10 protein-coding genes and 1 pseudogene are annotated in these 12,807 nt (G+C 63.3%); 6 read left to right on the forward strand and 5 right to left on the reverse strand.

Translation table 11 applies throughout. The features are described from left to right. Positions 1–323 precede the first annotated feature (323 nt). The 5 genes from Q8N40_RS19135 to Q8N40_RS19155 all read right to left on the reverse strand — a co-directional run bounded on the left by Q8N40_RS19135 (position 324) and on the right by Q8N40_RS19155 (position 7,824). A complete protein-coding gene (locus tag Q8N40_RS19135; RefSeq protein ID WP_305712918.1) occupies positions 324–1,097 on the reverse strand; it encodes an SDR family NAD(P)-dependent oxidoreductase in 774 nt (257 codons plus the stop codon). Between the two features lie 121 nt (positions 1,098–1,218). Further along, entirely contained in the window at positions 1,219–2,361 is a 1,143-nt protein-coding gene (pimD, locus tag Q8N40_RS19140; RefSeq protein ID WP_305712919.1) for a pimeloyl-CoA dehydrogenase small subunit, read from the reverse strand. Between the two features lie 131 nt (positions 2,362–2,492). Continuing rightward, positions 2,493–3,683, reverse strand: a complete 1,191-nt coding sequence (pimC, locus tag Q8N40_RS19145; protein ID WP_305712920.1) for a pimeloyl-CoA dehydrogenase large subunit — start codon at positions 3,681–3,683, stop codon at positions 2,493–2,495. Positions 3,684–3,858: 175 nt separating this feature from the next. After that, on the reverse strand, positions 3,859–5,544 hold the full coding sequence (gene pimA, locus Q8N40_RS19150; RefSeq protein ID WP_305712921.1) for a dicarboxylate--CoA ligase PimA: 1,686 nt from the start codon (positions 5,542–5,544) through the stop codon (positions 3,859–3,861). A gap of 183 nt (positions 5,545–5,727) precedes the next feature. Then, on the reverse strand, positions 5,728–7,824 hold the full coding sequence (locus Q8N40_RS19155) for a 3-hydroxyacyl-CoA dehydrogenase NAD-binding domain-containing protein (RefSeq protein ID WP_305319802.1): 2,097 nt from the start codon (positions 7,822–7,824) through the stop codon (positions 5,728–5,730). 188 nt (positions 7,825–8,012) lie between these two features. Between Q8N40_RS19155 and Q8N40_RS19160 the strand changes: the two genes are divergently transcribed. The 6 genes and pseudogenes from Q8N40_RS19160 to Q8N40_RS19185 all read left to right on the forward strand — a co-directional run. Beyond that, the gene (locus Q8N40_RS19160) at positions 8,013–8,873 is read left to right on the forward strand and encodes an IclR family transcriptional regulator (protein WP_305319803.1); all 861 of its coding nucleotides are present in this window, start codon (positions 8,013–8,015) and stop codon (positions 8,871–8,873) included. A gap of 93 nt (positions 8,874–8,966) precedes the next feature. After that, positions 8,967–9,764, forward strand: coding sequence for an ABC transporter ATP-binding protein (locus tag Q8N40_RS19165; RefSeq protein WP_305712922.1), 798 nt, complete (start codon positions 8,967–8,969; stop codon positions 9,762–9,764). Next, positions 9,761–10,474: an ABC transporter ATP-binding protein gene (locus Q8N40_RS19170; protein ID WP_305319805.1), complete on the forward strand. Its 714-nt coding sequence runs from the start codon at positions 9,761–9,763 to the stop codon at positions 10,472–10,474. Before Q8N40_RS19165 ends, Q8N40_RS19170 begins: the two co-directional genes overlap by 4 nt. Positions 10,475–10,485: 11 nt before the next feature. Next, a complete protein-coding gene (locus Q8N40_RS19175; protein WP_305319806.1) occupies positions 10,486–11,364 on the forward strand; it encodes a branched-chain amino acid ABC transporter permease in 879 nt (292 codons plus the stop codon). Positions 11,365–11,366: 2 nt separating this feature from the next. After that, positions 11,367–12,383: a branched-chain amino acid ABC transporter permease gene (locus tag Q8N40_RS19180; protein ID WP_305712923.1), complete on the forward strand. Its 1,017-nt coding sequence runs from the start codon at positions 11,367–11,369 to the stop codon at positions 12,381–12,383. Between the two features lie 186 nt (positions 12,384–12,569). Beyond that, positions 12,570–12,807, forward strand: a pseudogene (locus tag Q8N40_RS19185) (branched-chain amino acid ABC transporter substrate-binding protein); the annotation flags it as partial.

Raw genomic sequence — 12,807 nt, forward strand, 5'->3', positions numbered from 1 at the left:
GTGCCCTGATCGATGGCCAGCACGAAGGACATGATGCGGATTCCTGGCGTTGCTTCCCGGGGTGGCTATTGGGTGGTGTTGGAGGCAAGGCAAGCGGATTGGGAATGGTTCGTCAATATGGTGAGGCCTGCGCCTTCACCCTCCCCTGGAGGGGGAGGGTCGGCTCGTGTCGTGCGAAGCACGATGCGAGACGGGGTGGGGTGACGGTCCCTCGGCGCGGCACTGTGCGAGGTGAGAGACTGTCACCCCACCCCGCCGCGCTCCGGACGATGCTTCGCATCGCCGGGTCGCGTCGACCCTCCCCCTCCAGGGGAGGGTAAGCGCTACACCGACGCTGTCGTCACGCCGCCGTCCACCACGATGGTCTGGCCGGTCATGAAGCTCGAGGCATCGGAGCCGAGATAGGCCACCGCACCGGCGATCTCGTCGGGTTCGCCGATGCGGCGCAGCGGCGTGGTGGCGCAGCGGCGCTTCAGGCGCTCCTCGTCTTCCCACAGGGCTTTTGCAAAGTCGGTCTTGACCAGGCCGGGCGCGACGCAGTTGACGCGCACGCCTTGCGGACCCCATTCGCCGGCGAGGCTGCGGCAGAGGGCAAAATCCGCCGCCTTGGAAATTCCATAGGCGCCGATCACGGTGGAGCCGCGCATGCCGCCGATCGAGGAGATGATCACCACCGAGCCGTTGCCGCGCGCCGCCATTTGAGGGATCGCCAGCGCACAGAGCCAGATGTTGCTCTTGACGTTGGAGTTCATGATCTTGTCGAAGGCCTCGTCCTTGATGTCGAGCAGCGGGCCGTAATAGGGATTCACCGCGGCGTTGCAGACCAGGATATCGATCTTGCCGTAATGCTTCGTGGTGCCAGCGATCAGCGCCTCGACTTCCTCGCGGCGCGAGATGTTGCAGGGAATGACATGGGCGTCGCCGCCGGCCTTCTTGATGCCATCGGCGACTTCCGCGCAGGCATCTGCCTTGCGGCTGGAGATCACGACCCTGGCGCCGAGCTTTGCCAGCAGCTCCGCCGAGGAGCGGCCGATGCCGCGGCTGGAGCCGGTGATGACGGCGACTCGGCCTGTGAGATCGAACGGGGTGTTTTTCACGGAGGATACCTTTCACGTCATTCCGGGGCACGCGTCTTCGCGTGAACCCGGAATCCAGAAGTAACTAGCTCGAGATTCCGGGTTCGCGTCTTCGACGCACCCCGGAATGACGTGCGGAGACCTACACCAGCCCGCCGCCATTGGTGACGCGGCGGAGGTGATAGTCGGTATCGCCAAACGTGTTCTCGATCATGGTCAGGCGCTTGAAGTAATGGCCGATCCTGGCCTCCTGCGTCATGCCGATGCCGCCATGGAGCTGGATCGCCTGCTGGCCGACGAATTTTGCGGACTTGCCGATCTGCACTTTCGCCGCCGCCACCGCGGTGGCGCGCTCTTTGGCGTCGTCGAAATCGGACGCCATGGTGGCGAACATCGACATGCTGCGGGCCTGCTCGACGGCGACGAACATGTCGGCGGCGCGGTGCTGCAGGGTCTGGAAGCTGCCGATCGGCACGCCGAACTGGGTGCGGGTCTTGAGATATTCGACGGTGGTCTTGAGCGATTCATCCATCGCGCCGACCGCTTCCGCGCACAGCGCGATGCGGGCGTCGTCGACCACGCGCTCGATCAGCGCAAGACCATTTTCGGGATCACCGATCGCGGAGTCGGCGCCGACCTCGACACCCGTAAAGGTGACGTCGGCGGCATGCAGGCCGTCCTGGGTCGGATAGCCTTTTTTGGCGATGCCCTTGGCGTCAGCCGGCACCAGGAACAGGCCGATGCCATTTGCGTCGCGCTGGCCGCCTTTGGTGCGGGCGGTGACGATGAAGGTGTCGGCATTCTCGCCGTTGAGCACGACGAATTTCTCGCCGTCGATCACCCAGCCATCGCCCTTTTTCTTGGCGGTGGTGGAGACGTCCTGCAGATCATAGCGCGAGTTCTTCTCGAGCTGCGCGAAGGCAAAGGTCTTGCTGCCGTCGATGATGCCGGGAATGTGCGCAGCCTTCTGTGCGGCCGAGCCGCCGCGCCGCAGGAAGCCGCCGGATATCACCACGGTCGCCAGATACGGCTCCAGCAGCAGCGCCTTGCCCAGCGCCTCCATCACGATCATGGTCTCGACCGCGCCGGCGCCGAAGCCGCCGTCGTCTTCCGCGAACGGCAGGCCGAGCAGGCCCTGCTCGGCGAGCTTGCCCCAGACCGCCTTGCTCCAGCCGCCCTTCTCCGCGCGGTATTTCTTGCGCGAATCGAAGTCGTAGGAATCGTTCAACAGCCCGTCGACGCTTTCCTTGAGAAGCCGCTGCTCCTCGGACAAATCAAAATCCATGTTACGTACTTTCCCTTGATACCTTGGAAGCGAGTCATTCCGGGGCACGCGTCTTCGCGTGAACCCGGAATCTCCGGGTGCCCCAATCTCGAGATTCCGGGTTCGCGCTGACGCGCGCCCCGGAATGAAAACTACAACCCCAGCACGGCCTTGGTGATGATGTTGCGCTGGATCTCGTTGGAGCCGCCGTAGATCGAAACCTTGCGGTTGTTGAAATAGCTCGGCGCGATCTGCGCGGTCCAGTCCATCGATTCGTTGCTGCCTTCGTCGCCATGCTCGTCATAGGGCGAAGCGAACGGGCCGATCACTTCCATCAGAAGCTCGGTGGTGGTCTGCTGGATTTCCGAGCCCTTGATCTTCAGGACGGAAGAAGCGGGATTGGGCTTGCCCTTGCCGTGCTTGTTCTCGTCGGCAACCACGCGCAACTGGGTCAGCTCCAGCGCCTTCAGCTCGATCTCGACCTCGGCCAGCTTCTCGCGGAACTTCTGGTCCTCGATGATGGGCTTGCCGCCGGACTCGACCTTGGAGGCGAGGTCGCGGATGCGGCGCAGCCGCTCCTTGGAAACGCCGACCCGGGCGATGCCGGTGCGCTCGTTGCCGAGCAGGAATTTGGCGTAGTCCCAGCCCTTGTTCTCCTCGCCGATCAGGTTCTCGACCGGCACCTCGACGTCATCGAAGAACACCTCGTTGACCTCGTGGCCGCCATCAATGGTCTCGATCGGGCGCACGGTGACGCCCTTCGACTTCATGTCGAACACGATGAAGGAAATGCCCATCTGCTTCTTCGCCGTGGTGTCGGTGCGGCACAGGCAGAAGATCATGTCGGCGTGCTGCGCCAGCGTGGTCCAGGTCTTCTGGCCGTTGATGATGTACTTGTCGCCCTTGCGCTCGGCCTTGGTCTTGAGCGAGGCGAGGTCCGACCCGGAGCCCGGCTCCGAGAAGCCCTGGCACCACCAGTCGTCGACGCTGGCGATCCGCGGCAGATACTGCTTCTTCTGCTTCTCGTTGCCGAAGGTGTAGATCACGGGGCCGACCATGCTGACGCCGAAGGCGAGCGGCGCCGGGGCCGGATGCATCTGCAGTTCCTCGTTGAAGATGTAATGCTGAACCGAGCTCCAGCCGGTGCCGCCATATTCCTTCGGCCAGTGCGAGACGCCCCAGCCCTTCTTGTTCAGGATGCGCCACCAGGCGACCATCGCGTCCTTGGAGAGATGACGGCCCTCGACCATTTTCTTGCGCGTCTCCGGCGGCACGTTGTTCTTGAAGAACTCCCGCACCTCGTCACGAAACGCCACTTCTTCCTTGCTGAAGCTGAGATCCATCGGATCCTCCTGTGTGCGAATGAAATTTACGCTTATCTCTCACATGCCGTCCCCGCGAACGCGGGGACCGATAGCCCGGTGTTAGCGGGCAATAAAAGGCGTCTCACACCCAGCCCAAACGCAAGACCTCGCGTTATGGGTCCCTGCGTTCGCAGGGACGACGGTGGTGTGGTGCTCATGAACCGCCCCCCGTTGCCAGTTGCGGTTGTTTCGGTTGCGCCGGCTGGCGGTTGCGCAGTTCGTGGCGCGAGAGTTTGCCGACCGAGGTGCGCGGCAGCTCTTCCACGAATTCGAGTGCGGCGGGAATTTCGTGTTTGCCGAGCTTGCCGGCGAGAAACGCTTTCAGATCGTCGAGACTGAACGGCGCAGCGCCGGCGCGCAATTTGACAAAAGCCTTGGCCGCCTCGCCGCGATAATCGTCGGGAATCCCGATCACGATCACCTCGTGCACGGCGGGGTGCTCATACATCGCCTGCTCGATCATCTGCGGATAGACGTTGAAGCCGCCGGAAATGATCATGTCCTTCTTGCGGTCGACCAGATAGAAATAGCCGTCGGCGTCCATGTAGCCGATATCGCCGGTGAGAAAGCGGTCGCCGACAAAGGCCTCGGCGGTTTCCGCCGGCCGGTTCCAGTAACCCTTGGTCACGTTCGGCCCGCGGATGCGGATCTCGCCGGTTTCGCCGACCGGCAAAACCTTCTTCGGGTCATCCAGCGCGACCACGTCCATCTCGATGCCGGGCAGCATCAACCCGATCGAGCCCGGCTTGTCCGGTCCCTCCTTCGGATGCGCGGTGCCGGGCGAGCAGGTCTCGGTCATGCCCCAGCCGCTCTTCAGCTTCATGCCGACCCTGCGCTCGAGGATTCTGGCGACCTCTACCGGAAGCGGCGCACCGCCCGATCCGACGCTCACCAGCGACGACAAATCGCGCTTGTCGAGATCGGGAAGAGACGCGATCGCAATCCACATCGTGGGCACACCGGGAAAATAGGTGGCGCGCTTGACCTCGATGTCGCGCATCACAGCCTCGATATCGAAGCGCTGGTGCAGCGAAATCAGATGGCCGCGCCGCAGGCTGCTCAAGAGCACCACGGTCAGCGCGAAGATGTGAAACAGCGGCAACACGCAGATCACGCGCTCGATCGGGTTGTTGCGCTCGGCGCGCGACGGCTTGCCCCAGACGTCGTAGACCGACACCGCCGCGGTCAGATTGCCGTGGCTGAGCATCGCGCCCTTGGGCAGCCCCGTGGTGCCGCCGGTGTATTGCAGCAGCGCGACATCGTCGGCGGAGAGTTTTGGCCATGCCGAAGGCCTGGCGGCGCCGTCAGTGAATGTCTTGAAAGTGACGATCGCGGGGTTGTCCGGGATCGGCGTATGCGGATTACCGACCGCGCCCCAGTCGTCGTCCTGGCAGACGATCAGCCGGTCGACGAGGCCCTTTTCGAGAAATTTCAGCGCCGTCGGCAGCAGCGTGGCGAGATCGCTGGTGACCAGCACGCGCGCACCGCTATCGCTCAGCTTGTGCGACAGCGCGATGGCGCCGTCGAGCGGGGACAGATGCACGATGCGGGCGCCGGCCTTCAGCGCGCCGAAGAAGTTGACCGGATGATCCGGCGAGTTGCCGAGGAACAGCGCCACCGAATGGTTGGCGCCGTAGCCGGCGCGCAGGAAGGCCGAGGCGGCGACCTCGACCATCGCTTCCAGTTCGGCGTAGCCGATCGGCCGATCGCGGTACTCGATCGCCGGCCGCGCGCCGTAGTCGGCCGCCGCCGCCGACAACAGATCAGGCAGCGTTCCGCGCGCGATCGTATCGTCCCACCGAACGCCTTCCGGATAGAATTGCTCGCCGGGGTGGGTCATGCAATGTCGTCCCTGCGAACCCAGGGACCCGTAATCCCGGGCCTCGGGATTGAAAGACGGCCTCTACCCCCGTACCAAAACGTGAAATCACGCGGCCGCGATGAGCGCCCTTGGCGCTCACGCTGGGGTCCCTGCGTTCGCACGGACGACGCGTTGTGCGGGGTAGAACACCGCTTCATCGGCTCAGGCCGCTTTCGCCGACTGCGCCAGCGAAGCAAAGGTCTTGCCTTCGGCGGCGAGACGCTTCAGCAGCGGGGACGGCTCCAGCGAGGGATCGTTGGTTTCCTTGGCGTAATGGGACAGCCGGTCGGCGATGTGCTTGAGGCCGACCTGATCGGCATAGAACATCGGGCCGCCGCGATAGATCGGCCAGCCATAGCCATAGAGCCAGATCACGTCGATATCGCTCGGACGCGCTGCGATCTTCTCTTCGAGGATGCGCGCACCCTCGTTGATCATCGGATACATCATGCGCTCGAGGATTTCGTCGTCGCTGACCACGCGCTTCTTGCGGCCCAGACGCAGCAAGGTCTCGTCGATCAGCTTTTCCACTTCGGGATCCGGCAGTGCCGCGCGCGAACCGGCTTCATACTTGTAATAGCCCTTGCCGGTCTTCTGGCCGAAGCGGCCGGCTTCGCACAAGGCGTCGGCGATTTCCGACTTGATGCCGCGGTCCTGGCGCGAGCGCCAGCCAATATCGAGGCCGGCCAGATCGCTCATCGCGAACGGGCCCATCGGCATGCCGAATTTGGTGACGACGGCATCGACCTGCTGCGGCAGTGCGCCTTCGAACAGCAGCTTTTCCGACTGCTTGCCACGCTGCGCCAGCATGCGGTTGCCGACAAAGCCGTCGCAGACGCCGACCACCGCCGGCACCTTGGCGATCTTGCGGGCGATCGCGACAGCTGTGGTCAATGCATCCGGCGCGGTCTTGTCGGCGCGCACGATCTCGCACAGCTTCATCACATTGGCCGGCGAGAAGAAGTGCATGCCGAGCACGTCCTGCGGACGCTTGGTCACGGCGGCGATTTCGTCGATGTTGAGGTAGGAGGTGTTGGAAGCCAGCACCGCGCCGGGCTTGGCGTATTTGTCGAGCGCGGTGAACACTTCCTTCTTGATCGCCATGGTCTCGAACACGGCTTCGATGATCAGGTCAGCGTCCTTGACGTTCTCGAGCCCCACCTTGCCTGTGATCAGGCCCATGCGCTTGGCGGGGGCGTCGGCGGGAATGCCGCCGCGCGCCGCCGTCGCCTCGTAATTCTTCTGCATCACGCCCATGCCGCGCTTGAGCTGCTCTTCGCCTGTCTCAATCAGCGTCACCGGAATACCGGCATTGGCAAAGGACATCGCGATGCCGCCGCCCATAGTGCCGGCGCCGATGATGGCAACGCGCTCGACATTGCGCGGCTTGGTGCCCTCGGGCACGCCGGCGACCTTGGCGGCTTCGCGCTCACTGAAGAAGGCATAGCGCTGCGCCTTCGACTGGTCGCTGGATACCAGCTTGAGAAAACCTTCGCGCTCCTTCTTCAGGCCTTCGTCGAACGGCAAGTCGATGGCGGCGCCGACCGCGTCGGCGGCGGCGAACGGCGCTTCCAGCCCGCGCGCCTTCTTGGTCATGGCTGCAACCGCATTGGTGAAGATCGAACGGTCGGCCCTTGCGGCGGCGAGCTTGGAATCGTCGTCGCGCAGCTTGCGTAGCGGACGCTTCTCCGCCAGCACCTTGCGGGCGAAGCTCTCGCCGCCAGCCGCCGGACCTTCGACGATTTCCTCGATCAGGCCGTTCTTCAGCGCGTCCGTGGCGCTGATCGGGTCGCCCCCGACGATCATCTTGACCGCAAGTTCCGGACCGACCGCGCGCGGCAGCCGCTGGGTCCCGCCGGCGCCGGGCAGCAGGCCGAGCTTCACTTCGGGCAGGCCGAGCCGCGCTTCCTTGGTGGCGACGCGGAAGTGGCAGGCGAGCGCAACCTCGAGGCCGCCGCCCAGCGCCGTGCCGTGAATGGCGGCGATGATCGGCTTCGGCGAATTTTCCATCGTTTCCAGCACTTCAGTCAGGCCGGGCGGCTTCGGCGGCTTGCCGAACTCGGTGATGTCGGCCCCCGCGATGAAGGTGCGGCCGCCGCAGGTCAGCACGATCGCCTGCACTTCGGGATCGGCGATGGCGCTCTTGATGCACTCGAAAATACCGCCTCGCACGGCGGCGCTCAGCGCGTTGACCGGAGGACTGTTGACGGTGACGATGGCGATGACGTCACGACGCTCGAGCTTGACCACTTCGTTCACGAGACTCTCCCTGGGCGTTTTGTTCTTGGATTACTTCTAACTTGCGTTGAGTGGATACGACACTCCGGGACTTGCGTTGAGTAGCTACTCCCGTAGATTTCGCACTGCGAAATTAAATTCCACATCTTGACACGGAGGGTTATTTTGAAGCACGTCCCTTGTCAACGAGGTCCGTCCAGCGGCAGGAAATGAAACGTCCAGGCAAGAAAGTGGCGACCGATCGCAGCTTCGTCGTCGCGCTTTCCCGCGGCCTTGATGTGTTGCGCGCATTCCATCCCAACGACGGGCTTCTTGGCAATCAGGAGATCGCGGCCCGTACCAACTTGCCAAAGCCGACCATTTCACGGCTGACCTATACCTTGACCAAGCTGGGCTACCTTACACCCGTTCCGCGGTTCGAGAAGTATCAGCTGGCGCCGTCAGCCATGGCGCTGGGGTATGCCGCCCTTGCAAATCTCGGCGTTCGGCATTTGTCCGAACCCTTTCGCGAGGAATTGATGCGCGAAACCGGTGGCGCGGTTGCCATCGGCGGCCGCGACCGTACCAGCATGATCTACTTCGGCCAGAGTCGTGGTCAGACAATAGGCGTTCAGCTCGACGTCGGTTCGCGGGTTCCGATTGCAACCACCGCGATGGGGCGCGCCTATATCTGGTCTTTGCCGGCCGATGAGCGCGCCACGCTGTTGCGTGAACTGCGCGAACACTACGGCAGCCGGTGGCCGCGGATGCGCGACGGCATCGAACGCGCCGGCGAAAGCGTGGAAAAATTCGGTTTCGCGATCTCGGCCGGCGAGTGGCACGACGATATCCACGCCGTCGGCGTCGGGTTGAAGCTCAATGACGGAACCGGTCCTTACGCCTTCAACTGCGGCGCGCCGGCATTCCGCTTCACGGAAGATCGGTTGCGCAACGATATTGGACCTCGCCTCGTGGCGATGGTAAGGAACATCGAAGCGGCGCTCGGCGGAGCCGCACCGCAATCAAAAAATGAAAACAAGAAGTTGAAAGCAGGAGGGAGAGTTGCACGTGTGGTCGAGGGGATCAGGTAACCTTCATCGAAGTGACCGGCTGACGCATTCGCAGACTCTGCGAACGAATTCGCAAGGTCATTCCAGCCCGAAGAATAAGCCGGGCGGAACCCGATGATGCAGGCACAGGTCGCGCAGGGACAAAGCCCCCTGCTTGCGGTTCGCGACGTCAGCGTCGTGTTCGGCGGCATCGTTGCCTTGAATGGCGTCTCGTTCGACATGCACAAGGGCGCAATCCTCGGCCTGATCGGGCCGAACGGCGCCGGCAAGACCACGCTCTTCAACTGCCTCTCCAGGCTCTATCAGCCGAGCACCGGCGACATCCTGATGGAAGGCCAGAGCATCCTGACGCGGCCGCCGCACAAGATCGCCGAAATCGGCATCGGCCGCACCTTTCAGAACGTCGCGCTGTTCCCCAATCTGACGGTGCTCGACAATGTCAGGGTCGGCACCCATGCCCGCACCAACAGCGACATTGTCTCGGACTCGCTGAGGCTGGGCTGGGTCCGCCGCGGCGAAGCCGAGCTCAACAAGAAAGTGCACGAGATCATCGACTATCTCGACCTCGGCGACGTCGCCCACACCGTGGTGTCTGGCTTGCCGTTCGGCACCCAGAAGCGCGTCGAATTGGCGCGCGCGCTGGCCGCCGAGCCGAAGATCCTGCTGCTCGACGAGCCCGCCGGCGGCCTCAACCATGAGGAAGTCCACGTGCTCGGCGACCTGATCCGCCGGATCCGCGACGACCGTCACATGACCATTCTGCTGGTCGAGCATCACATGGGTCTCGTGATGTCGATCGCCGACCACGTGGTCGCGCTGAATTTCGGCCGCAAGCTCGCCGAAGGCACGCCCGCCCAGGTGCAGTCCGACCCGGATGTCATCAAAGCCTATCTGGGGAGCAAGGACCAATGACCGCGATGCTCAATATCAAGGACTTGCGGGCCTATTACGGTCAGGTCCAGGCGCTTCACGGCCTCGAATTCGGTCTCAACGAGGGCAGCCTGACCACCCTGCTCGGCGCCAACGGCGCCGGCAAAACCACCACGCTGCGGGCGATCTGCAACATGGTGCGTTCGACTGGCTCGATCGAGTTCGACGGCGCATCGCTGACCGGCCGCTCGACCGAGAACATCGTCCGGCTCGGCATCGCCCACGTGCCACAAGGCCGCGGCACCTTCACCACCTTGACGGTGGAGGAAAACCTGCAGCTCGGCGCGATCACCCGCAAGGACAGGGCCGCCGTCACCTCCGACATCGAGCGGATGTACGATCACTTCCCGGTCCTCAAGGAACGGCACACCCAGCAGGCCGGCACGCTGTCCGGAGGCGAACAGCAGATGCTTGCGGTCGCCCGCGCGCTGATGCTGCGTCCGCGGCTGATGCTGCTGGACGAGCCCTCGTTCGGGCTGGCGCCCCTGATCGTGCGCGACCTGTTCAAGATCCTCGGCAAGATCAACCGCGAGGACAAGGTCACCATCCTGGTGGTGGAGCAGAACGCGCAGCTGGCGCTGGAACTCGCCGACAAGGCCTACGTCATTGAAACCGGACGCATCGTGATGTCGGGAAGCGCCGCCGAAATCGCGAACAATGAAGACGTCCGTAAATCTTATCTCGGTTATTGAGGAACGCAGCCGTGGAACTTTTCATCAACCAAGTCCTGGCTGGCGTCGCCACCGGCGCGATCTATGCCTGTATGGCGCTCGCCGTGGTCATGATCTACCAGGCGATCGATCATCTGAATTTCGCCCAGGGCGAAATGGCGATGTTCTCGACCTTTATCGCCTGGCAATTGATGCAGTGGGGCGTACCCTACTGGTGGGCCTTCCTGCTCACCCTGGCGTTCTCGTTCGCCGGTGGCATCGCCATCGAGCGTGCGCTGTTCAAGCCGCTGGCCAAGGCGCCGGTGCTGACCAATGTCGCCGGGTTCATCGCCCTGTTCGCCATCGTCAACAGCGTCGCCGGACTGACCTGGGACTTCACCATCAAGCCATTTCCGACGCCGTTCGGCAACTCGCCGTTCCTCGGGAGTCAGCTGATATCGACCCACCAGGCCGGCATGATCGGCGTCACCGTGGGATTGCTGATCCTGCTCTATCTGTTCTTCCAGTTCACACGGATCGGCCTCGCGATGCGCGCGGCCGCGGCGTTACCGGAGTCGGCGCGGCTGGTCGGCATCAACACCTCATGGATGATCGCGCTGGGCTGGGGCATGGCCTCCGCCATCGGTGCGATCGCCGGCATCCTGATTGCGCCGGTGGTGTTCCTGGAGCCGAATATGATGGGCGGCGTGCTGATCTACGGGTTCGCCGCCGCCGTGCTCGGCGGTCTGAGCAGTCCGCTCGGCGCGGTGATCGGCGGTTTCCTGGTTGGCATATTCGAGAATCTCGCCGGGACCTACATCGGCCACGTCGGCAATGAACTGAAATTGCCGATCGCGCTGGCGCTTATCATCATCGTACTGGTTCTAAAACCGGCGGGCCTGTTCGGCCGTCCCATCGTGAAGCGAGTTTGATCATGAGCTCAGTTGAAGAAACCGCAAACGAGGCACCGGCGGTCGAGGCCGTTCCGAAGAAAGCCATGACGCTCGGCATGGGCGCGTCATTGGTGATGCTGGCATTGCTGATCATCGGGCCGATGTTCGTGAAAAACTTCATCGTGTTCCAGCTCACGATGCTGCTGATCTACGCGCTCGCGGTGCTGGCGCTGAACATCCTGACCGGCGGCAGCGGCCAGTTCTCGCTGGGACAGAGCGCCTTCTACGCGGTCGGCGCCTACACCTCCGCCATCCTGATGGAACATTTTGGCGTGAACTACGCGGTGACATTGCCGATTGCCGGCCTGATCTGCTTTGGCTTCGGGTATCTGTTCGGCCAGCCGGCGCTGCGCCTGAGCGGCATCTATCTGGCGTTGGCGACCTTTGCGCTGGCGGTGGCCATGCCGCAATTGCTGAAGCTCGGCGTGTTCGAACACTGGACCGGCGGCGTGCAGGGCCTGGTGGTGACCAAGCCGGATGCGCCGTTCGGCCTGCCGATCTCGCAGGACAGGTGGCTGTATTACTTCACGCTGACGGTCGCGATCGGGATCTACATCGCTTCGGTCAACCTGCTGAAGTCGCGCTCCGGCCGCGCTTTCATGGCGATCCGCGACAATGAGATCGCGGCGTCCGCCATGGGCGTCGACGTCGCGCTGTACAAGACGCTGGCGTTCGGCGTCAGCGCCGGCATCACCGGCGTTGCCGGCGGTCTCGGCGCGATCGCCGTGCAGTTCGTGGCGCCCGACGCCTACACCATCACGCTGGCGATCTCGCTGTTTCTCGGCATGGTGGTCGGCGGCGTCGGCTGGCTGCCGGGATCGATCGTCGGTTCGGCCTTTATCATCTTCGTGCCCAATATCGCCGAGGGAATCTCGAAGGGCCTCTCCGGCGCGGTGTTCGGCGTGCTGTTGTTCCTCGTGATCTTCCTGGTGCCGCACGGCGCACGGCAGGTCGCCATGGTCGCGCAGCATATGCTCGGCAAACTCGGGAAGGGCTAGGAGAAGGTATTCCACATGGCGGAATACGCGCTTACCTTTCCGCTGAATAAAAGGCCCCCTGCGACTCAGTCGCACGGGGCTTTTTCTTGATGGGAGGCCGCGAAAGGTATTCAATATGGGCAAGCGCCGCAAAGTGCGCACATTACAAAAAGCGACACAGCTCACACAGAGATCAGGGAGATCTAAATGCCTTTCAACCAATTGCGATTGGGAGCCCTTTCGGCTGCCGTCGCGATGCTTGCCGTATCCAGCAGCGGCGCGCTCGCGCAGAAGAAATACGACCCCGGCGCCTCCGATACCGAGATCAAGATCGGCAACATCATGCCCTACAGCGGACCCGCTTCCGCCTATGGTGTGATCGGCAAGACCGAAGAAGCCTACTTCAAGAAGATCAATGCCGAGGGCGGCATCAACGGCCGCAAGA

It is taken from the genome of Bradyrhizobium sp. (assembly GCF_030693485.1).
Taxonomy (GTDB): Bacteria; Pseudomonadota; Alphaproteobacteria; order Rhizobiales; family Xanthobacteraceae; genus Bradyrhizobium.